This is a genomic window from Neisseria sp. P0009.S007 (genome assembly GCF_051962515.1).
The window spans coordinates 1-22,213 of sequence record NZ_JBQCVF010000027.1 but is presented as its reverse complement, the minus strand read 5'-3'; the positions used below and the strand labels follow the sequence as shown (position 1 = coordinate 22,213).

The 22,213-nt window shown below is 46.3% G+C and carries 17 protein-coding genes, 1 tRNA gene, 1 pseudogene and 1 CRISPR repeat array; of the genes and pseudogenes, 15 read left to right on the top strand and 4 right to left on the bottom strand.

The window, feature by feature from the left end; genetic code table 11:
- Together ACTHS3_RS04505 and ACTHS3_RS04500 are read right to left on the bottom strand one after the other, a co-directional pair.
- The coding region (locus ACTHS3_RS04505) for an FAD-binding protein (protein ID WP_440367242.1) at window positions 1-1,151 on the bottom strand (1,151 nt) is incomplete at its 3' end.
- Window positions 1,151-1,789 carry a 2Fe-2S iron-sulfur cluster-binding protein gene (locus tag ACTHS3_RS04500; protein ID WP_004520763.1) on the bottom strand — a complete coding sequence of 213 codons (639 nt, stop codon included), beginning with the start codon at window positions 1,787-1,789 and terminating at the stop codon, window positions 1,151-1,153. The genes ACTHS3_RS04505 and ACTHS3_RS04500, both read right to left, overlap by 1 nt.
- Window positions 1,790-2,644: 855 nt before the next feature.
- Between ACTHS3_RS04500 and ACTHS3_RS04495 the strand changes: the two genes are divergently transcribed.
- Window positions 2,645-4,168 (top strand): fumarate hydratase, encoded by a 1,524-nt coding sequence (locus ACTHS3_RS04495; RefSeq protein WP_003746217.1) that lies wholly within the window; start codon window positions 2,645-2,647, stop codon window positions 4,166-4,168.
- Between the two features lie 154 nt (window positions 4,169-4,322).
- Window positions 4,323-4,399, top strand: a tRNA-Pro gene (locus tag ACTHS3_RS04490).
- Window positions 4,400-4,553: 154 nt separating this feature from the next.
- Here ACTHS3_RS04490 and ACTHS3_RS04485 read toward each other — a convergent pair.
- Both ACTHS3_RS04485 and yciA read right to left on the bottom strand, forming a co-directional pair.
- A pseudogene (locus ACTHS3_RS04485) lies at window positions 4,554-5,090 on the bottom strand (formate/nitrite transporter family protein); the annotation flags it as partial.
- A 71-nt stretch (window positions 5,091-5,161) separates the two neighbouring features.
- A complete protein-coding gene (gene yciA, locus ACTHS3_RS04480) occupies window positions 5,162-5,596 on the bottom strand; it encodes an acyl-CoA thioester hydrolase YciA (RefSeq protein ID WP_004520760.1) in 435 nt (144 codons plus the stop codon).
- A gap of 124 nt (window positions 5,597-5,720) precedes the next feature.
- Here yciA and pip point away from each other — a divergent pair, with 124 nt between their 5' ends.
- The 13 genes from pip to cas2 all read left to right on the top strand — a co-directional run bounded on the left by pip (window position 5,721) and on the right by cas2 (window position 19,100).
- Window positions 5,721-6,650 (top strand): prolyl aminopeptidase, encoded by a 930-nt coding sequence (gene pip, locus ACTHS3_RS04475; protein ID WP_004520759.1) that lies wholly within the window; start codon window positions 5,721-5,723, stop codon window positions 6,648-6,650.
- Between the two features lie 120 nt (window positions 6,651-6,770).
- Window positions 6,771-9,059, top strand: coding sequence for a CRISPR-associated helicase/endonuclease Cas3 (locus ACTHS3_RS04470; RefSeq protein WP_070695383.1), 2,289 nt, complete (start codon window positions 6,771-6,773; stop codon window positions 9,057-9,059).
- A 100-nt stretch (window positions 9,060-9,159) separates the two neighbouring features.
- Window positions 9,160-10,167: a nucleoid-associated protein gene (locus tag ACTHS3_RS04465; protein WP_070695384.1), complete on the top strand. Its 1,008-nt coding sequence runs from the start codon at window positions 9,160-9,162 to the stop codon at window positions 10,165-10,167.
- A 1-nt stretch (window position 10,168) separates the two neighbouring features.
- The gene (gene gapS4a / locus ACTHS3_RS04460) at window positions 10,169-11,107 is read left to right on the top strand and encodes a GapS4a family protein (RefSeq protein WP_070625750.1); all 939 of its coding nucleotides are present in this window, start codon (window positions 10,169-10,171) and stop codon (window positions 11,105-11,107) included.
- A 3-nt stretch (window positions 11,108-11,110) separates the two neighbouring features.
- On the top strand, window positions 11,111-12,244 hold the full coding sequence (gene gapS4b / locus ACTHS3_RS04455; protein ID WP_070695385.1) for a GapS4b family protein: 1,134 nt from the start codon (window positions 11,111-11,113) through the stop codon (window positions 12,242-12,244).
- 160 nt (window positions 12,245-12,404) lie between these two features.
- Window positions 12,405-13,082, top strand: coding sequence for a type I-C CRISPR-associated protein Cas5c (cas5c, locus tag ACTHS3_RS04450; RefSeq protein ID WP_070625746.1), 678 nt, complete (start codon window positions 12,405-12,407; stop codon window positions 13,080-13,082).
- Window positions 13,079-14,863 (top strand): type I-C CRISPR-associated protein Cas8c/Csd1, encoded by a 1,785-nt coding sequence (cas8c, locus tag ACTHS3_RS04445; protein WP_150540506.1) that lies wholly within the window; start codon window positions 13,079-13,081, stop codon window positions 14,861-14,863. Before cas5c ends, cas8c begins: the two co-directional genes overlap by 4 nt.
- Before the next feature lie 11 nt (window positions 14,864-14,874).
- On the top strand, window positions 14,875-15,741 hold the full coding sequence (gene cas7c / locus ACTHS3_RS04440) for a type I-C CRISPR-associated protein Cas7/Csd2 (RefSeq protein WP_070625742.1): 867 nt from the start codon (window positions 14,875-14,877) through the stop codon (window positions 15,739-15,741).
- Window positions 15,742-15,756: 15 nt separating this feature from the next.
- On the top strand, window positions 15,757-16,407 hold the full coding sequence (gene cas4, locus ACTHS3_RS04435) for a CRISPR-associated protein Cas4 (RefSeq protein WP_070625740.1): 651 nt from the start codon (window positions 15,757-15,759) through the stop codon (window positions 16,405-16,407).
- A 116-nt stretch (window positions 16,408-16,523) separates the two neighbouring features.
- Window positions 16,524-16,883 (top strand): hypothetical protein, encoded by a 360-nt coding sequence (locus ACTHS3_RS04430; RefSeq protein ID WP_070625737.1) that lies wholly within the window; start codon window positions 16,524-16,526, stop codon window positions 16,881-16,883.
- Between the two features lie 151 nt (window positions 16,884-17,034).
- Window positions 17,035-17,658 (top strand): hypothetical protein, encoded by a 624-nt coding sequence (locus tag ACTHS3_RS04425; protein WP_070625733.1) that lies wholly within the window; start codon window positions 17,035-17,037, stop codon window positions 17,656-17,658.
- A gap of 60 nt (window positions 17,659-17,718) precedes the next feature.
- Window positions 17,719-18,732 (top strand): type I-C CRISPR-associated endonuclease Cas1c, encoded by a 1,014-nt coding sequence (gene cas1c / locus ACTHS3_RS04420; protein WP_070625731.1) that lies wholly within the window; start codon window positions 17,719-17,721, stop codon window positions 18,730-18,732.
- 74 nt (window positions 18,733-18,806) lie between these two features.
- Window positions 18,807-19,100 (top strand): CRISPR-associated endonuclease Cas2, encoded by a 294-nt coding sequence (cas2, locus tag ACTHS3_RS04415; RefSeq protein ID WP_049349119.1) that lies wholly within the window; start codon window positions 18,807-18,809, stop codon window positions 19,098-19,100.
- A 189-nt stretch (window positions 19,101-19,289) separates the two neighbouring features.
- A CRISPR array of direct repeats spans window positions 19,290-22,081; the repeat unit is 31 nt; unit sequence CAGCCGCCTTCGGGCGGCTGTGTGTTGAAAC.
- Window positions 22,082-22,213 lie beyond the last annotated feature (132 nt).

Sequence of the window (22,213 nt, the reverse complement as noted above, 5' to 3'; positions counted from 1 at the left end):
ACTTGACCATCGCGTACCACGCCGCGGCCTTCGCGGCATTCGCGCAGAATCGCAGCGGCAACAACGTCGCGCGGTTGCAATTCGTCAACGAAACGTTCGCCCAAACCGTTGACCAGCTTGGTGCCTGCGGAGCGCACGGCTTCGGAAATCAGCGCGCCTGCCAAGTGCGGAGGGTGGGCAACACCGGTCGGGTGGTATTGGAAAGAATCGACATCGCGCAGTTTGGCACCGATACGGTAAGCCATTACCAGGCCGTCTGCAGTCGCGCCATAGTGGTTGGAAGTGGCAAAACCCTGCAAATGCAGGCGTCCGCTGCCGCCGGTTGCCAATACCACGGCTTTGGCGTGAACCAACACCAAAGAGCGTTTTTCCAAATCGTACAAAATCGCGCCGACGCAGCGGCCGTGTTCGTCCGACAATAATTCGATGGCGGGGTGGCGGTTGAGCTGGGTGATGTTTTCGTCGAGTTCGACAGCCTCGCGCAGTACGCGCATCATTTCGAGGCCGGTAAAGTCGCGGTAGCTCAGGATGCGCGGTACGGTCGTACCGCCTGCGCGTTTGCGGCTCAACATGCCGTTGCTGTCCGCGCCTTTGGCAAGGTCGAAGGTCATGCCCAAGCCAATCAGCCAGCGGATGGCGGACGGCGCATCGGTAACCATTTGTGCCACCAATTCTTTTTTGCCGACGTTGTGGCCGCCTTTGATGGTGTCGTCAAAGTGTTGTTGCAGGCTGTCTTCTGCGCCGACCGCTGCTTGAATGCCGCCTTCGGCCATCACGGTATTGCTGTCGCCGATACGCAGTTTGTTCGCCATGATGACGCGTGCGCCGGCTTCAGTCGCAGACAATGCCGCTGCCGCGCCCGCACCGCCGCCGCCAATAACCAGCACGTCAGTGTTCAAATGTTCCGCGCCCGACAAATCATAGTCGTCAATCAGTGGATGACTGATCAGCAGTTTCGCCAAATCAGGATGGCAGTAATCGCCTTGGTTTGGACCGATAGGTAGTTTCACACGCGCATTTGCCTGATAGTCAGGGTGAAATTGGCTCAGTAATTCGTTCTTTTCAGGTAAATCGCCACGCAGCTCCAATGAGGACGCACGCAGGTTGGCAAGGGCGGTTTCGTAGTCTATGCCTTGGATTTTGTTAACCATTACACTGACTCCTCTTCAAATTCGACTTTCATTTTGCCGCTGTCGATTTCGCGTAGGCGGCGCATCAAATCCACAGGGCGCAACGTACGCGCCGCTTTCATACGGCGGGCGAACAGGCCCAAGTGGTTCGGACGGATGTGTTCTGGGCAGGAGAGGGTGCAGAGGTTGCACATCACGCATTGGTCAAAGGTCAGCGCAGCTGCGCCGAAATCGCCGGAAACTACCTGCGCTACGCCGTTTTCTACTTGCAAACCTTTAGGACAGGCGCGATTGCAGCCGCCGCAATGACGGCAGTTTTGCGCTTCTGGGAAGGCTTTGGCGGTATCGTCCAACCAGTTCCAGCCGTCACCAATTTCCCCGACGTCGTAATATTGGATATGCTCGGGAATAAAGTAGTCCAAGAAGCTGATATGCATGCCTTCTTCAACTTTAGTCTCGCATGCCAGTGCGGTGGTTACTTCGCGCTCGCCTTCTTTACGAATCATGCAGCGGCAGGAACCGCATACGCCTTGACCCATACAGCCGACATTGGCAGTAATCGCATTGCCTGAACGGGCATAGGCTTGGATGATTGACGAGTCGGCGGAAGCTTTGACTTCATGGCCGTCTATGGTCAGGGTTAACAAATTTTCACTCATGGTTTGTTCCTGTGAAATTGGAAGTTGGAATAGTGGGTAATTTGATTAATTGTATTTTTATTACATTTATTGCGTATGAGGAAAATATCCAAGTGATTTACTCGGAAATTCTTTTAAAATCAATGTTTATCTTTATGAGTCGAAGTGTATCAGAATTTAGTGGTTTTGATGATAGGGGTAACCTAAGGTTTTATAGAAGGAGGATTGCAAACAAAATATGCCTATTATTTAGACAAATTTATTACAACAACTTGATTTTAAAAGTAAAATAAAATTACTTTTTTATTATAAATTTTAAAATATTCGTATATTTACTAGTAAAAATCATTATTATATGTTAGACAATTTTACATAGATTGTTGTATATATTGAATAATATTCTTATAGGTAAGTAAGTGAAAAGATTGTTATAAAATTTCAGAAAATTAAATGAGTTTGATATCAGTCAAGAAGATTGAGGGAGAAAATGACACAGATTTTACAATTGTGTATCGTATTGGAAAATAAGAAAGGCCGTCTGAAATTTAGGTAGTTTCCTTTTAAATACAAGCTACTAAATTTCTTTCTCAGATACTTAAAGCAAACATTTTCAGACGGACTTGTAATTAGAATATCATTTAAAAATAATGTAATTTTATTTCTGTGTAAGTGAATGGTCAGTGGATATATATTATCAATAACCAAGTGATTTAATACGATATTAAATTCTATTTAAATCAATAAGGTATGAAAATGATATTGTCTGAATTATTCATTTGAAAGCACTATTACACTATTGAAGGCCGTCTGAAAAAATCGGTCTCTTAAAAAATAAACAAACCCTTCCTACCATGACTCCCGAAAAGGAACACAATCATGACCGTCATCAAGCAAGAAGACTTTATCCAAAGTATTTTCGATGCTTTCCAATTCATCAGCTACTACCATCCTAAAGACTACATTCAGGCTTTGTATAAGGCTTATCAAAAAGAAGAAAACCCTGCCGCCAAAGATGCGATGGCGCAGATTTTGGTCAATAGCCGTATGTGTGCTGAAGGCCATCGTCCGATTTGTCAGGATACCGGTATTGCGACCGTATTCTTGAAAGTGGGCATGGATGTACAGTGGGATGCCGAGATGAGCGTACAGGAAATGGTTAACGAAGGCGTACGCCGTGCATACACCTATCCTGACAACAAACTGCGCGCCTCTGTATTGGCCGATCCGGCTGGTAAACGTCAAAATACCAAAGACAACACCCCTGCCGTTGTACATATGGAAATCGTAAAGGGCGACAAAGTCGAAGTCACTTGCGCAGCCAAAGGCGGCGGTTCTGAAAACAAAACCAAAGTTGCCATGCTCAACCCTTCAGACAATATCGTTGATTGGGTATTGAAAACCGTTCCTCAAATGGGTGCCGGCTGGTGTCCTCCGGGCATTTTGGGTATCGGCATCGGCGGTACGCCTGAAAAAGCAGTGTTGATGGCCAAAGAAAGCCTGATGAGCCATATCGATATTCAGGAACTCAAAGAAAAAGCCGATTCCGGTGCAGAATTGTCTACAACCGAAGCCCTACGCTTGGAACTCTACAAAAAAGTAAATGCCTTGGGCATCGGCGCACAAGGTTTGGGCGGTTTGAGCACCGTGCTGGATGTCAAAATCCTTGACTACCCAACCCACGCGGCTTCCAAACCGATTGCCATGATTCCAAACTGCGCGGCTACCCGCCACATCGAATTTGAATTGGACGGCTCAGGCCCGGCCAAACTGGAAGCCCCATCTTTGGAAGACTGGCCGGATTTGACTTACAGCCCGGACAACGGCAAACGTGTCGATGTCAACAATCTGACCAAAGAAGAAGTGGCAACATGGAAAACCGGCGACGTGTTGTTGCTGAACGGTAAAATCCTGACCGGACGCGATGCCGCGCACAAACGTTTGGTTGATATGCTCAACAAAGGCGAAGAATTGCCGGTAGATTTCACCAACAAACTGATTTACTACGTTGGCCCGGTTGATCCAGTCCGTGACGAAGTTGTTGGCCCGGCCGGTCCGACTACTTCCACCCGTATGGATAAGTTTACCCGCCAAATGCTGGAACAAACCGGCCTCCTGGGTATGATCGGTAAATCCGAACGCGGTGCAGCAACTTGCCAAGCCATTGCCGATAATAAAGCCGTTTACCTGATGGCTGTCGGCGGCGCGGCATATCTGGTTGCCAAAGCCATTAAAGCATCTAAAGTCTTGGCGTTCCCAGAATTGGGTATGGAAGCGATTTACGAATTTGAAGTCAAAGACATGCCTGTGACCGTTGCGGTGGATAGCAACGGTGAATCGGTTCACGCCATTGCGCCAAAACAATGGCAGGCCAAAATCGGTATTATTCCGGTTGAAGCTTGATATTTGCCTGGATAATCAAAGGCCGTCTGAATGATTTTAGACGGCCTTTTTTTGTTTACAAATAATTTAAATGTTTTCAAACGAGTAAATTTCCCTTTCTAAAAAGCACTTGTCAAAATCAGCGTTTGAAACTAGAATTCAGAGCTTATCGAGTCGGAGTGTGGCGCAGTCTGGTAGCGCACTTGCATGGGGTGCAAGGGGTCGAAGGTTCGAATCCTTTCACTCCGACCAAAAAATTGGAAAGAGTCGTTTTAAAAACGGCTCTTTTTTCGTTTGGATGATTTATCTGAATAATGTGTCCGAATGGATTTTAAAACTTAATACCAATGCCGTCTGAAACAAAACCTGCTTTCTCAAAGCAGGTTTTGTTGTTTCTAAAGCAGGGCTATTCGGCACTATCTTTCAGCGTGTCTTTATAAGTATAAAGATAAGACGCGCCGACAAAGGATGCACCACCGACGACATTGCCCAAGAATACGGGAATCATGTTAAAGAAAAATTGCCCCCATGTGATGTTTGCGCCTGCCAGAATACCCGCTGGGATAACGAACATATTGGCGACAAGGTGTTGGAAGCCGTTTAATACGAAAATCATGACGGGGAACCAAATGGCCAGCATTCGTCCGGTTGTGTTTTTAGCGGCAAAATGCAGCCACGCGCCCATGCAGACCATCCAGTTACATGCTACTGCCGATACAAAAGCGCGGCCGAAATCCATATGGACTTTTGCCTCCGCCACAGCAATGGTTTTTTCTGCCATGCTGCCTTCAATCATACCGACATAGTACCCAAGGAAAAAAGCCATTGCCAGTGTGCCCACCAAATTGCCCATGCAGACGATAACCCAGTTGCGCAGCAGCATTTTGGAGGAAATCCGTCCGGCCAATCTGCCTAAAGACATGATCATCATATTGCTGGTTACATTTTGCTTCTGTATGAAAAAAGGCCGTCTGAACATTGAGGTTTCAGACGGCCTTGTTTTGATTTTTAAACTTACAAATGTGCCAGCTTTGCATTGCCTTCGCGAGGAATAGGGCGCGGATTGCCTTGTGCATCGATAGCGACGTAAGTGAACACGGCTTCGGTGACCAGTTGGCGGTCTTCCGTTACCATATCGTTCATCAAAGTCTTAACCCATACCTCGATTTTCAGTTGCAAAGAAGTATTGCCTACGCGGACACAATGACCGTAGCAGCACACGACGTTGCCGACCTTTACCGGTCTGATGAAATTCATTTCTTGAACGGCTACGGTTACAATTCGTCCCTGTGCGATTTCTGCCGCCAAAATACCGCCGCCTAGATCCATTTGCGACATAATCCAGCCGCCGAAGATATCCTGATTAGGGTTGGTATCGCGCGGCATGGCTACCGTACGCAATAAAAGTTGTCCTTCGGGTGCCGCATGTGTTTGTTTGTTGTCAGTCATAAATAATCCTGTCAAAAAAGTGCTATTTTACGCCATTTGTGGCGATAAACCTATGTAGGCCGTCTGAAAAATCAGCAGGTAAAGTGTTACAATCAACCTATTCATCAGACAAAGGAGAAAGCTCATGCATCCGATTCAAGAACCACGAAATAGCGGCCTTTTGCGCGTATCCGACATTCACGAAATCTACTGGGAAGAGTCAGGCAATCCTGATGGCCACCCCGTGATTTTCCTGCATGGCGGCCCCGGAGCAGGCGCATCACCGGCCTGTCGCGGCTTTTTCAACCCAGAGCATTTCCGCATCGTCATCATTGATCAACGCGGTTGCGGACGCTCTAAACCGTATGCCTGTATTGAAGACAACACCACATGGGATTTGGTTGCCGATATTGAAAAAGTACGCGAAATGCTCGGCATTCAAAAATGGCTGGTTTTCGGCGGCTCATGGGGCAGCACCTTGTCGCTGACTTATGCCGAAACCCATCCCGATCGCGTCAGCGGCTTAGTTTTGCGCGGTATTTTCCTGTGCAGGCCGTCTGAAATGGCATGGTTGAACGAAGCAGGTGGCGTAAGCCAAATTTATCCGGCTCAATGGCAAAAATTCATTGCCCCCGTAGCCGAAAACAAACGCCAAGCCCTAATTAAAGCCTACCATGAAATGCTGTTCAGCGAAGATGAAGCTACGCGCCTCAAAGCAGCTAAATCATGGGCAGATTGGGAAAGCTACCTTATTCGGTTTGAACCTAAAGACGTAGATGAAGACCCGCAAGCCTCCCTTGCCATCGCAAGAATGGAAAACCATTACTTCGTGAACGAAGGTTGGTTGCAGGGCGATAAAGCTATCTTGGCAAACATCGACAAAATCCGCCATATCCCAACCATCATCGTCCAAGGCCGCTACGACCTATGCACCCCGATGCAAAGCGCGTGGGAACTCTCGCAAGCCTTCCCAGAAGCGGAATTGAGAATCGTCCAAGCAGGCCACTCTTCTTTTGATCCTTCGCTTTCCGAGGCTTTAGTGAAAGCAGTGGAGGATATTAGAAGTAAGTTATAAAGGTAATAAATGACAATGCCGTCTGAAAAAGTTTCAGACGGCATTTTTTCTATTTACATATTAAATTTAATATCATATTATCATTGCATGATATCAGTTTGAATTTTTTAGAATTTCAATATGAAACCCTTAATTTACTACGCCCATTCCGCGCAAGATAAACTCGGTAATCTCTTACCTTATGAACGTTGGCAAACCTTGCAAAGCCATTTGGTCAATGTTGGGGAAATAGCGGCGGAGTTTGCTCGGGTATTCGGGGCGCAGGAAATTGCCTACCAGACGGGACAGCTTCATGACTTAGGGAAATATTCGGAACCCTTTAATCACCGATTGCATGGTGGCCCATCAGTCGATCATGCTACTGCCGGAGCCAAAGTTGCCATCGAGCGTTGGGGAAATGTTATCGGCAAGCTGATGGCGTTTTGCATTGCGGGGCATCATGCCGGGCTGGCAAATGGAAATGGCGAAGGCGATAACCGCCGCACGTTAAAACAGCGTTTGGCGTTGCAGTTCGGCGCAGATATTCCCACCCTCGATAACCTATGGCAACAAGAAATCAAGCTCCCTCAAAACCTGTCCGCCCCACCACTCAAAGCCGATGCGCATCATCCTTTTTTCTCCTACGCCTTCTTTACCCGAATGCTCTATTCCTGTTTAGTGGATGCCGATTATCTCGATACCGAAGCCTTTTATTTAAACCTAGAAAACAACGCCGTCGAGCGCGGCGGTTATCCCGATTTAAACGCCTTACAACACAATTTCAATCAATTTATCAACGCTTTCCGACGACGTGTCGCCCAAGCTTCAGAGCAAACCGAAGCTGAAAAACGCAATGCCGCCTTAAACCGCCTGCGCAGCGAAATTCTCGATCATGCCGTAGAACAAGCGGCACAACCGCAAGGGCTGTTCACGCTCACCGTGCCGACCGGCGGCGGCAAAACTTTCACTTCCATGGCATTTGCGCTGGAATACGCCAAACGGCACGGTATGCGGCGCGTGATTTACGTCATCCCGTTCACCAGCATCATCGAACAAAATGCCGCTGAATTCCGCAAAGCCTTTGGCGAATTGGGCGAACAAGCCGTGTTGGAACACCACAGCACCTTCGACGATGGCAAACTGCAAAATGAGGCCACCAAAGACAAATTGCGACTTGCCTCGGAAAACTGGGACGCGCCGATTGTCGTGACCACTGCCGTGCAATTCTTTGAATCCCTCTTTGCCGACCGCTCCTCGCGCTGCCGCAAGCTGCACAACATCGCAGGCTCCGTCATCATCCTCGACGAAGCGCAAATGCTGCCGCTCAATCTGTTGCTGCCTATCATGCAAGCCATCAAAGAATTGGCGCAAAACTACCGCTGCAGCGTCGTCATGTGCACCGCCACCCAGCCAGCCGTGCAAGCCGAAAACGGCTTCTATCGCGGCTTTGAAAACGTGCGCGAAATAGCCCCAAAACCGACCGCACTTTTCGACAAACTGCGCCGCACCAGCGTGCAACACATTGGCACACAAACCGACGCCGACCTGCTCGCCAAACTTGGCGAACACCCGCAAATGCTCGTCATCGTCAATAACCGCCGCCACGCCCGCAGCCTCTACGACCAAGCCAAATACCTTGAGGGCACATTCCACCTGACTACCTTAATGTGCGCCAAACACCGTAGCCAAAAGCTCGATGAAATCCGAGGCCGTCTGAAAAACGGCAAACCCTGCCGCGTTATCGCCACCTCCTTAATCGAAGCCGGCGTTGATGTGGATTTTCCGCTGGTGATGCGCGCTGAGGCAGGCTTGGACAGCGTCGCCCAAGCCGCCGGACGCTGCAACCGCGAAGGCAAAAGGCCGTCTGAAAACAGTTTTGTCTGGATATTCGCGCCCGAAGAACAATGGAAAGCCCCTCCAGAACTTGCAGCCCAAGCAGCCGTCATGCGTCTGACCGCCGACAGCTTTTCAGACGATCTCTTATCTACCCAAGCCGTCGCCGCCTACTTCGCCGAGCTTTATCAATTAAAAGGCAGCGAACTGGACAATAAAAAAATCCTGAAAATGCACAACGATGCAGGGCAAAGCCTCGATTTCCCATTCCAAACCATCGCCGACAAGTTCCGCATGATCGAAAGCCATATGCAGCCGCTGATTATTCCGTTCGATGTTGATGCCGAAAACCTCATTAGCAGCCTGCACCACGCCGACCACATTGGCGGACTGCTACGCAAATTGCAACCCTACACCGTCCAAATCCCCGAAAAAGCCCTCGCCGCTTTGTATAAAGCGGGACGTATCGAACCGATTAACGAGAAAAACTTCGGCAAACAGTTTTATACGCTGATTGGACTTGATTTGTATGATGATGTGGCGGGGCTTTCTTGGGAGGATACAGCGTTTTTGAAGGGAGAGAGTTTGGTGTTTTGATTAACTTAACAGCTTTAGAAAAAAAATATTGCATTCTCCTAAAAGTAGGAAGATAATTGACTCGTAATGAAAATTACGAGTGATTGGTGGAGATAAGATAATGACTGAGAAATTTGATTTAAGTGAAGCAAAAGTTGAAAAAGTAATTGTTCATAAAATAGGGAATCAGTTCAGAGATGAAGGTATGCAGTTATCAGATGCTGAACTAGAAAGCCACTCAGCGTTAGATGAACTTTTATTAAAACATTTTCTTCTTCCTGTTTTAAGGAGTGAAAATGAATATACTCTAACTCATGAATCTAATATCAATCTTAATTTAGTTAAGCATTATACATCGCTGATATTTGAAGATAATGAAAATTTCTTTAATGCTTCTTTGGCTATAGCAAAACATTTATATATTTGCTCATCTCACCCAAATATTGGCGGAGGAGAATTTATTGAAATATTATTTACTGGAATAAAATATGCTGAACAATATATTCAGGCTATTGGCTTATTTAGAATTGAGACCAAAAACAGTTATTTAGATATTGAAAATCACAATGGAATCATTGAGATTATTAAACGAGATGGTATTGCTATCGATTCTATTCAAAAAGGCGCTGTAATTTTATCTATTGAAGATATTACTTTTATTATTGATAGCTTAGGAAAGAAAACCAAATATTGGTTAGAGTCATTTATAAAAGCAACTCCTAAAAATACTCCTAAAAAATATACACAAATAATCGGTGGCATTAGTGCTGCAATTTCCAAGAAAATTACGAATCCAGAAAATATTTTGAAATTTTCAGAATCTTTAGCAAATGAAGATTCATTCTCAATTAATCAGTTAAAAAAAATATCTAGTAATTTTCTTCGTGAAGAAGATATTAATTCTATTGTAGATGGATTTGGTATTAAACATGGGGTTGATTTAGATGTGGATTTTTCAGTTGATAAATCAAGACTATCAAAATATATCAAAGTAATATCAAAGAAAATTCCGTTATTAGATGGCATAGAAATTGTGATTTCAAATCCTAATACAAAAATTATGTCATTTGAAGTTCAAAAGACTGATTTTGGTTATAAAGCAATCGTTGATATTAAAGAAGGAAAATAATATGGCAGGTGAAATTTCAAAAAAATCTGGTGATATTGGTGAGAAGATTGCTGAAAAATTGTTAGAGAAAATAGGGTGGAAAGAACAAATTCATAATATTTCGATTGCATGCTCTGATGATAATCATGTAAATAGTTCAGGAAATCAAAAGAAAAGTCATGGAGAGGATATAATATATTTATATGATACTCCATTTCATGATGATACGACGGTTATAGCTCATATTTCTGTTAAACATAAAATGGAAGGATATGGAACTAGTGAGTCTGCTGTTACTAGCGAATTCAGGAGTCATATTAAAGGGCTTGAGGAAATTATTGCATGTGCAAAGTATGATGAAGAATTCAATTCATTGATTGGGCTGACTACCATCAAAAAGAATCGAAAAGATATTGGGATACTGATTTGGTTACATAGTAATAAAAATGAAATTGATCGAAGCATTTTGCCTATTATTGCAAAGTCTAGACCAGATTTAAAGGGCGATACCCCCTATTATATTATAGATAGCGCTAGAGCAAGCTTTCTTTTAAAAGTAATAAATGATTTAGAAAAACGATCTAATAAAGGAGAGTATCAATTTTATTATCCTAAGATCGGAACTTCTATTTCAGTTGAATCAGATAGAAAAGGTCATTTTTTACCTATAGAGTTAATTGTTTCAGATATTATACCAGTTATTGTTTCAGCAGATAGTCAAAATCAATTTTACTTATATAGTAGGGAAAGTTTCAGCGATATAGCGTATAAAAATCTTATGGCCTATGCTTTAAATTTTTCTGCTGGCTTAGTTGCAAAAATTTATATTGGATTTCCTGATTACAATTCGGTCATCAATAAAGATATGGCTAAAATGATTCGTTCTTTATTTAAAGATAGAAGAGAAGAGATCATTCCTTTTTCTTACAATAGTTCAATTTTAGATTTGCTTCAGGAGTAAACAATGGAAAATAAATTAGATCTAAAAGGTTTGATTCCATCTGGAAATGAATTACGAGTTCTTCTCAATAGCAAACATATTTCTGAAGGTGAAATAAATAATACCTTAAAAAATAAAGGTGTATTTTGTGGGAATGGTGATAAAATTTTTTCTGTTCCCCTTCTTGTCGCTACACTGTTAACATCAAATGAATACTCTAATATTATTGATAAATCAATTGCAAGAAATTTAAAGCCTAAAAGTAAAATTTCAAAATTAGAGTTGTCTAATGAAGATGCAAATTGGAAAGAACCTTTAAAAAATTTATTTTCTTCTGATTTTGATATTTTTCAAGATATTCCTAATATTGAAATAAATACTAAACCAAAACTTACATTTATTGGAGCTAATAAAGCTAAAATTCAATACGAGATAAAGAGAAAAGATTTTAGTAAAGATTTTTTGAATAGAGAGCTTGATTTTTCTGGAGAAATTATTATTGAAAAGCAAAATGATGGAATTAGCTTAGAATCTATTTATACTCATACATCTAGTGAGACCGAACTCATAAACCGTAGGCTTGGTATTGCGATCGCGAAAGAACTAAGACAATCAGGTGTTACTAACAGTGATGTAGAAGAGAGAATTACTTTTGATAGTTTTAAAGATATAGAAAGAGTTAAGTTTTTCAAAAGATTAACAGGTGGATTAGGAGAATATTTAAAATTAGATAATGTGAATGAAATAGTTATTAGTAGGGAAGGTTCGAAAACCCTACTACCTAATGATCCTAAAGTCTCTTGGATGAATAACACAGTTACATTAATGAAAATTGATGGAAATAGGCTACATGATATCTTTTTAATGTCAGATGAAATATATTATAAGTATTACTATATTCATAATATGCTTGTAACCTATAAGTATTCTGGTGCTTCAAACTCAGGAACCTTGAAAATATGTTTTTTCTTTAGTTCGTCGTCAAGAAAAAAATTATCATTTGATAAAGATGCTGAACTTACTTTTGTGATAGCAGGATCTAACTATGAAAATCAGCCAACTGCTTCGAGCAGAAAGAATATTGAAAATGATATATCAGAGAAAATTAGAACAATGATTAAAACTGAATATCAGAAGATATTAAGTGAAAGAACATAACTAAATTATAATCTTCTATTTTTTAACATTTAAATATGGTTTATCGAAAATAATTTATAGTATCGTATTCTTAAAATACGTGTATTGAAACTAAAGCTGATAGGTTATCAGTATTAAAAAAATCAGCCGCCTTCGGGCGGCTGTGTGTTAAGGAGTTTGTATGGCAAACCAAATCCGCCTACACATTTGGGGCGATTATGCCTGTTTTACCCGTCCGGAGATGAAGGTGGAGCGGGTGTCTTATGATGTCATCACACCGTCGGCGGCGCGCGGGATTTTGGCGGCGGTGCATTGGAAGCCGGCGATTCGGTGGGTGATAGACAAGATTTATGTGTTGAAGCCGATTCGGTTTGAGTCGGTGCGGCGCAATGAGTTAGGTGGCAAGATTTCGGCGGGCAAGGTCAGCGGCGCGATGAAGCGTAAGAGCGTTGCCGATTTATATACGCTGATTGAAGACGACCGCCAGCAGCGCGCGGCGACGGTGCTCAAAGACGTGGCTTATGTGATTGAAGCTCATGCGGTGCTGACGGCAAAAGCGGGGGCGGATGAGACTGTTACCAAGCATATTGAGATGTTCAAACGCCGTGCGAAAAAAGGGCAATGCTTTCAGCAGCCTTGTTTGGGCGTGCGTGAATTCCCTGCCGATTTTGCGTTGATTGACGAGGGCGAGTCGCTGCCGCCGTCGGCATTATTGGAAAGCGAGGCAAGCCGCGATTTGGGCTGGATGCTGCACGATATTGATTTTGACCACGGCAACACACCACATTTTTTCCGCGCACAAATGAAAGACGGCGTGATTGATGTGCCGCCGTTTTACGCCGAGGAGGTGAAAGCATGATTCTTGCGTCCCTTGCCCGCTATTACCGCCGTTTGGCAGCGGAAACCGATGAAATGGGCAACCCGAAAGTGCCGCCTTATGGCTTTAGCGAGGAAAAAATCGGCTGGATTTTGGTATTGGACAAAGAAGGCCGTCTGAAAACCGTTGTGCCGAATCTGACAGCTGATAAAAAGCCGCAACCGAAGCTGATGAGCGTGCCTCAATCCTTCAAACGCCCAGGTACTACACCCAAGCCATTTTTTCTGTGGGATAAAACTTCTTATGCGCTTGGCGTTGAAGCTAATAAAAACAAAGCCGAAGCGAAAGAAAAACCGTTTACGTCGTCTGAAAAAACCTTTGATGCCTTTAAGCAATACCATCTCGATTTACTGCAAAACAGCGAAGATGAAGGCTTGCAAGCCTTGTGCCGTTTTCTGCAAAACTGGCAGCCTGCACATTTTGCTACCGAAAATCTGCCTGCCGAAATGCTCGATGCCAACATCGCATTTTCTCTTGAAAAACCGACCACACTTATCCATAAACGTGAAGCTGCGCAAACCTTGTGGGCAGGCTGCCTGAAAAGTGACGAAGCGCTTGAGGGCTTGTGCCTGATTAGCGGCGACACTGCCCCGATTGCGCGGCTGCATCCGGCGATTAAAGGCGTATTTGGCGGGCAAAGCTCCGGCGGTTCGATTATCTCGTTTAACAAAGAAGCCTTTGCCTCTTTTGGCAAGGAGCAAGGCGCAAATGCGCCCGTTTCCGAACAATCCGCCTTTGCCTACACCACCGCGCTGAACTATCTGTTGCGCCGCGAAAATAATCACTGCCTGACCATCGGCGACGCCAGCACGGTTTTTTGGGCGGAAGCGGACGATAGCGCTACGGCGCAGGCTGCCGAAGGCTTTTTCGCGCACGTGTTCACGCCGCCGGATGATGAACAAGAAAGCGCCAAAGTTTTCAACGTATTGAAACAAATAAGTAACAAAGGTCGCCCGCTGCAAGAAATTGCGCCCGAACTCTCTCCCAATACCCGTTTTTATATCTTAGGGCTTGCCCCTAATGCCGCGCGGATTTCTGTTCGGTTTTGGCTGGATACGACCTTTGGGCAGTTGGCGGAAAATTTGGCGCAGCATTGGCAAGATTTAGCCATTGAGCCTTGCGCATGGAAAACGCCGCCGTCTATTTGGCGACTCTTATTGCAAACTGCCGTGCTAGGCAAAAGCGAAAATATCTCACCCGTTTTAGCAGGAGAAATGACTCGCGCCGTGATTTGCGGCACGCCGTACCCTTTGAGTTTACTGTCGCAACTGATTACCCGAATCCGTGCCGACGGCGACGTGAACGGCCTGCGCGTGGCAATGATGAAAGCCGTATTGGAGCGGCGTTTTAGAAAAAGTTTTATCGAAGAAGGAGTTCCTATGAGTTTGAACAATGAAAGTCCGAATCGCGCCTATCTTTTAGGGCGGCTGTTTGCCGTGTTGGAGCGCATTCAATATCAGGCGTTGGGCGAATTAAACGCCGGTATCGCCGACCGCTATTACGGCTCTGCATCTGCCGTGCCGTTTTCGGTTTTTCCGCGCCTTTTGTCGGGTGCAAAACACCATTTATCGCGCTTGCGTAAAGACAAAGCCGGCATGGCGGTGAATTTGGATAAAGATTTGGGCAAAATCATTGCCAAACTGCCCGAAACCTTTCCGCGCCATTTGAGCATTGACGAGCAAGGCCGCTTCGCCATCGGCTATTACCATCAAAAACAAAGCTATTTTGCTAAAAAAGAAACCGCTGAAACCATTGAAAACTAAGGAGCCAGAAAATGTCTGCCATTCAAAACCGCTATGAATTTGTTTACTTTTTTGATGTTACCAACGGCAACCCCAACGGCGATCCCGATGCGGGCAATATGCCGCGCCTTGATCCCGAATCCAGTAAAGGCTTGGTAACCGATGTCTGCCTGAAACGAAAAATCCGTAATTTTGTCGAAATCAGCAGCGAAAACGAAGCCGGTTACGAAATCTACGTGAAAGAAAAAAGCGTGTTAAACCTGCAAAACAAACGCGCTTATGAAGCACTAGGCATTGAATCTGAACCCAAAAAACTGCCCAAAGACGAAGCCAAAGCCCGCGACATTACCGCGTGGATGTGCAAAAACTTCTTCGATATCCGCACCTTCGGCGCCGTGATGACCACCGAAGTCAACAGCGGACAAGTGCGCGGCCCTGTACAACTGGCGTTCGCCCAATCCATCGACCCGATTGTGCCGCTGGAAGTTTCCATCACCCGCATGGCGGTAACCAACGAAAAAGACTTGGAAAAAGAACGCACCATGGGGCGCAAATACATCGTCCCTTACGCGCTCTACCGCGTGCACGGCTTTATCTCCGCCAACCTTGCCGCCAAAACCGGTTTTTCAGACGACGACTTAGCCAAACTCTGGCAAGCCCTGACGCTGATGTTTGAACACGACCGCTCCGCCGCTCGTGGTGAAATGGCGGCGCGCAAACTGATTGTTTTTAAACACGACAGTGCACTCGGCAGCCAGCCTGCACATAAACTGTTTGACGCCGTGAAAGTCGAACGCGTGAACGGCGAATCAGGTACGCCAGCGAGCGGTTTTGGCGATTACAAAATCAGCGTGCTTTCAGACGGCTTAAATGGCGTGAGTGTGGAAGAGTTGCTTTAAAAAACGTTCAAAAAAATGACCGCACTTTTAACCAAAACCCAAGGGGAAAATCAGGACACTAGCCTGATTCCCCTTTCTGCCTTGCAACACTATGCCTTCTGCCCGCGTCAATGTGCGTTGATTCACAACGAGCAGGCGTGGGCGGAGAATTATTTGACCGCGCAGGGCAAGGCGTTGCATGAGCGGGTAGATTCGGGCGAGCCGGAAACGCGCAAGGGCGTACGCTTTGAGCGGACGGTGCATGTGTCGGCGGAGAAACTGGGCATCAGCGGCGTATTGGATTTGGTGGAAGTGGATACGAAAACAGGCCGTCTGAAACCCGTGGAATACAAACGCGGCAAGCCAAAACCCGACCCGATGGATGAAATCCAGCTTTGCGCCCAAGGCTTGTGCCTAGAAGAAATGACGGGGCAAACCGTCTCTGAGGGCGCATTGTGGTATATGCAAACCCGCCACCGCGTCCCTGTCGCGTTTTCAGATGACCTACGCGCCCAAACACTCGCCACCATCGCTGCCGTGCGTGAACTTCTAAACAGCGGACAAACCCCGCCACCCGACTACGGCAAACGCTGCAAAGCCTGCTCGCTGGTGGAGATTTGCCAGCCGGAGTTATTGGGGAAACGGGATAGGAGCGTGGGGTATGTGGAGAGGTTGTTTGGGGAGTAATATTTTATTTGAAAAAAAATTATTACGTTAATTAACTTGAATCTTCTAAATTAATCGCAATTTCTGAAGACGAGTAATCATGCTCAATTGTAATTACACATTTTAAGGAGTCGTAAATGACAAGAAATATAGAACATCAATTTAGCAATCTATCTGATGTTGGTGAAAAACTAGAGTTAGAAAATCCTACTGTAGAGAATGTCGTAGATATTTTAGTGGATATTGGACATGATGACCGAGTTTATACTTTTCATGATGACTTTCTCGGGTTAAAAAGCGGTTTGCCACAAGACTTATTGTCGAAACATATCGACGAGCTTGAAGAAGGTGATTTTGCAGATAGATATTCAGATGAAATTGATGAAATACTGGATAATGCAAATATAATATTTTATCACCTTGAACGAGAGCTTAGTGAAGATGATTTAGAGGAAATACGAGAAGAAAGAGAAAGACTGGGTTTAGAAGACGATTAGTATACTTGTTGTTATAGAATAGATTCAATACATACAGGTTGGGTTATGCTGTTTTACCCAACCTGCTAACCTCAGGGCATATTTAATATTATTTAATTCTGAATAATATTCTATTGAAGTTTCAAGATATCCAAGATATCTAAGGAAAAACATGACACAAAAAAATGATTTTAAAAATGCTAATTTTTATGGGAATACACAAATAGTTAATGGTGATGTTCATAATGTACATACTCAAGATGCACCAGATTTAATAAATGAAAAGAAAATAGCTACATACACCCCAGAACCAATTTGGAGAAGTCCCATTACGATGGCTTGGCTGACATGGGCTAGTTTTCTGATTTCTTTAGCAGGGCTATTACCTATTTATAATTGTATAGTTAAACCCATATTATATTTAGTAAATGGTAAAACTATAATACAAAGTGAAATAAATAATACTTATATATTTATTTTAATAGCTATTGCTGTATTATTTCTTATCACCATTACATTACGCAGAATTACTAAGTATCAAACTAGATACCCATTAGTTTTTAATTATGCTATTAGCGGTATGGGGCATCGTTTAAGTCTAGAGAAAATTAGTATTTCTCAATGTCCACAGTGCGGTGGAGAAATGAAATATTATAATAAGCCAATCGAGTGGGAGAATATACGTTATTCTGATGGTAGCAAGAAAAGAAGGGTAACAAGAACTACGCCAGCATTAGAGTGTAAAAGAAATTGTGAGCATTGGTATAAAGTTGATCCGGCAGAAGATAAAATCTAATTTTTAGCTAGCCCCCCCGTTTAACCCCAAAAGCACGGTCAAAACCTAAGGAGTTTTCCCATGCGCAAACTGCAAAACACGCTGTATATCACCACCCAAGGCAGCTATCTGCATAAGGAGCGGGAGACGCTGGTGGTGGCGCAGGAGCGTAAGAAGGTGGCGCAGTTGCCGGTGCATTCTATTGGGCATATTTTCTGTTTTGGCAATGTGCTGGTATCGCCGTTTTTGTTAGGGTTTTGCGGTGAAAATAATGTGAATTTGGCGTTTTTTACCGAAAACGGACGTTATTTGGGGCGGCTTCAGGGGCGGCAAAGCGGCAATGTGCTACTGCGTCGGGCGCAGTATCGGGGGTCGGAGCAAAATCCTGTGCCGATTGCGCGCAATATCATTGCGGCGAAGATTCAGGCGAGCAAGCGGGTGCTTCAGCGGCAGATTCGCAATTACGGCGAGAATGCGGCGATTCAAAGTGCGGTCGATGCTTTGAACATTTCGCTGTGGCAGTTGAAGGGCGTGGCGGAGCTGGACGTGGTGCGCGGTATTGAGGGCGATGCGGCGGCGCGTTATTTCGGCGTATTTGGGCAGCTTTTGAGCGAAAAAAGCGGTTTTTCTTTTGACGGACGCAACCGCCGTCCGCCTAGAGACGGGGTGAATGCGCTGTTGTCGTTTGTGTACAGTCTGTTGGGCAAGGACATCAGCGGCGCGCTGCAAGGTGTGGGGCTGGATCCGCAGGTGGGCTTTTTGCACGCCGACCGCCCGGGGCGCGACAGTTTGGCGCAGGATATTTTGGAAGAATTCCGCGCGTGGTGGGCAGACAGGCTGGTGTTGTCGCTGATTAACCGCGGGCAAATCAAACCGCAGGATTTTGTTACCGAGGCAAGCGGCGCGGTGAGCTTGAAAGCGGAGGCGCGTAAGCTGCTGTTCCAAGCCTTGCAGGCGAAAAAGCAGGAGAAAATAGTTCATCCGTTTTTAGGCGAGGAAGTGGAAATTGGGCTGCTGCCGTATATTCAGGCAATGTTGTTGGCACGGCACTTACGCGGAGATTTGGCGGAATACCCGCCGTTTTTGATGAGATAGGTTTGCAGGCCGTCTGAAAACGGATCGGATATTTTCAGACGGCCTTTAAAGCAGCCTGTATATGGGAATACAAAATGCTAATGCTGATTACTTACGATATTTCGTTGGAAGACGCGGACGGACAGGCAAGGCTACGGCGCGTGGCGAAATTGTGTTTGGACTACGGCGTGCGCGTGCAGTATTCGGTGTTCGAATGCGATATCGCGCCCGATCAGTGGGTTGTTTTAAAGGACAAACTTTTGAAAACCTACAACCCTGAAACTGACAGCCTGCGCTTTTACCATCTGGGCAGCAAATGGCGGCGGAAAGTAGAACATCACGGCGCAAAACCGGCGGTGGATGTGTTTAAGGATACGTTGATTGTGTAAATCGCCAACCTGCGGTTCTCATGAAAATGCGGCAGGGTTGGCGAATTGGGATTGTTCTTTAATAATCAGGATATTGCGAATGCGGGCGTAACGGAAAAGGCTGTGTTATACTCGCGTTCACGCTTTTCTTAGGAGCTTAGCGAAATCGGGGCTGCGAAACCTGATGGAACAAGGCTTTTAAGAGAGGCTCAGCCGCCTTCGGGCGGCTGTGTGTTGAAACCGCGCATCTATCTGCAATTTAGCCTTTGCAACTGCCGCAGCCGCCTTCGGGCGGCTGTGTGTTGAAACTATAATTTCGGACAAAGATTTTGACTGACACAATTCAGCCGCCTTCGGGCGGCTGTGTGTTGAAACCTGGCTATCACATAAAGGAAATGTCAGACTAACTACCAGCCGCCTTCGGGCGGCTGTGTGTTGAAACAGCAACATCGCCAAATAGTTCAACTGGTACAAGCTCCAGCCGCCTTCGGGCGGCTGTGTGTTGAAACAGCCCTAATGGCTCAAGCGCCGGGGGCGGTGGTGCAGCCGCCTTCGGGCGGCTGTGTGTTGAAACTGCTTTGACTATGGCGGAAGGTATCGGTGACGTATCAGCCGCCTTCGGGCGGCTGTGTGTTGAAACTATGAAAGGATAAAAAATGCCTGCATTTCTCGCTGCAGCCGCCTTCGGGCGGCTGTGTGTTGAAACAAATTCGATTCCTAGCAGTCGCAGAAGCGTTTTTCAGCCGCCTTCGGGCGGCTGTGTGTTGAAACTTTGAAATTTATTAAATAGAGGAATTTTTAAATGCAGCCGCCTTCGGGCGGCTGTGTGTTGAAACTTGCTATTCTTCGCAGGGTTCTGCAATCAAGGAGCAGCCGCCTTCGGGCGGCTGTGTGTTGAAACGTTTGCCGTTGCTTAACTGTTGAGTGAATTATACGCAGCCGCCTTCGGGCGGCTGTGTGTTGAAACTAGCGGGTGTTGCGATTCCTGTTTCTTATGGTGCAGCCGCCTTCGGGCGGCTGTGTGTTGAAACCGACACATGAGTGTTATGTCGAGCTGTTCGCAGGCAGCCGCCTTCGGGCGGCTGTGTGTTGAAACCGATGTCTTATGTCTGTATGGCCGTCGAAAAATCAGCCGCCTTCGGGCGGCTGTGTGTTGAAACGCGCTCATGCCTTGACGGATCAGCATGGTCATCACAGCCGCCTTCGGGCGGCTGTGTGTTGAAACATCGCAAGGGTCGGCAATTAAGGAAATTGACAACAGCCGCCTTCGGGCGGCTGTGTGTTGAAACCGCCGGTTCAAAAACTCCAGAGATTGTAGAATGGCAGCCGCCTTCGGGCGGCTGTGTGTTGAAACCTGTTCCGTCATTTGCCGATACTGCAAAAGTCGGAGCAGCCGCCTTCGGGCGGCTGTGTGTTGAAACAAAGGGTAAAAAACAGGAAATGCAAGTCTTTGATATCAGCCGCCTTCGGGCGGCTGTGTGTTGAAACATATAAGAGGGCATTTAATAACAGGCACTTTATTACAGCCGCCTTCGGGCGGCTGTGTGTTGAAACTTTAAAAAATGTAGCTTTCAGGTAAAATAACTCTCAGCCGCCTTCGGGCGGCTGTGTGTTGAAACTATATATTATTCCGATTGCCTTTTTAGTGTTGGGCAGCCGCCTTCGGGCGGCTGTGTGTTGAAACTACGCCCCCGATGGTATCTACTGCCAGTCCAAAGTCAGCCGCCTTCGGGCGGCTGTGTGTTGAAACGCTTAACGATTTATTGGCCGCGCAGGCTGCCGATCAGCCGCCTTCGGGCGGCTGTGTGTTGAAACAGACGGCCTAGAAACGGCGCGCTTGGATTTATTCAGCCGCCTTCGGGCGGCTGTGTGTTGAAACCTTGACCTGTTCAGCATTGAGCGTTGTACCCGCTCCAGCCGCCTTCGGGCGGCTGTGTGTTGAAACTGTCAATTTTGTTTATCAGCATACGGCCTCTGAACAGCCGCCTTCGGGCGGCTGTGTGTTGAAACAATGAGGGACGCGATAAGTCGGAGCATATTAAACTCCAGCCGCCTTCGGGCGGCTGTGTGTTGAAACTCAATATCAAAGCCGTCAGCGCGGAAGATATGATGCAGCCGCCTTCGGGCGGCTGTGTGTTGAAACAAGTACATCTGTGTCATAAACAGGGCAGGCGTTGATTCAGCCGCCTTCGGGCGGCTGTGTGTTGAAACAAGAGCTGGCCGAAAAAGTCGAGAAATTAGAAAACAGCCGCCTTCGGGCGGCTGTGTGTTGAAACCGGCAAGCAGTGGCTGACCGCTGAAGACGATAAAGCAGCCGCCTTCGGGCGGCTGTGTGTTGAAACACTAAACCGGACTGCTGAGCCATAAAATGCGGCTCAGCCGCCTTCGGGCGGCTGTGTGTTGAAACCGCGTTTGGGGCAACCGCACCTGCACCAACGACCAGCCGCCTTCGGGCGGCTGTGTGTTGAAACCGCGCAAACTCAAGAAATCACACAAAAAATACAAGAGCAGCCGCCTTCGGGCGGCTGTGTGTTGAAACGGCAAACGCCGACTGCGCAGAACCGGCATCAATGTCAGCCGCCTTCGGGCGGCTGTGTGTTGAAACTCAACCTTTTGGACGAAGACGGCCTAATGTTTTCCAGCCGCCTTCGGGCGGCTGTGTGTTGAAACACGGATTAAAAGCAAGCAAGCATGGATTGTTAATTCAGCCGCCTTCGGGCGGCTGTGTGTTGAAACAGGCGCGATGGATTCGCCCATTTTGGCTAAAAAGCAGCCGCCTTCGGGCGGCTGTGTGTTGAAACAGGTCGCTGTCGTCGTAGACGGTGTCTTGGTCTTCAGCCGCCTTCGGGCGGCTGTGTGTTGAAACGCAGTGTTTTGGCCGTGTCAGCAATCACTATCGCGGCTCCAGCCGCCTTCGGGCGGCTGTGTGTTGAAACCAGCAAAACCCTCTACTCGCCGCCTTTACCGGCCCCAGCCGCCTTCGGGCGGCTGTGTGTTGAAACTCTGCCACCGTATCTCATGTCTAAGTAAGGAAGAGGGGCTGTATGTTCAAATATTGTCCAAGCAGACCGCTCTTCTTTTGATCCTTCGCTTTCCGAAGCTTTAGTGAAAGCTGTGAAGGATATTAGAAGCAA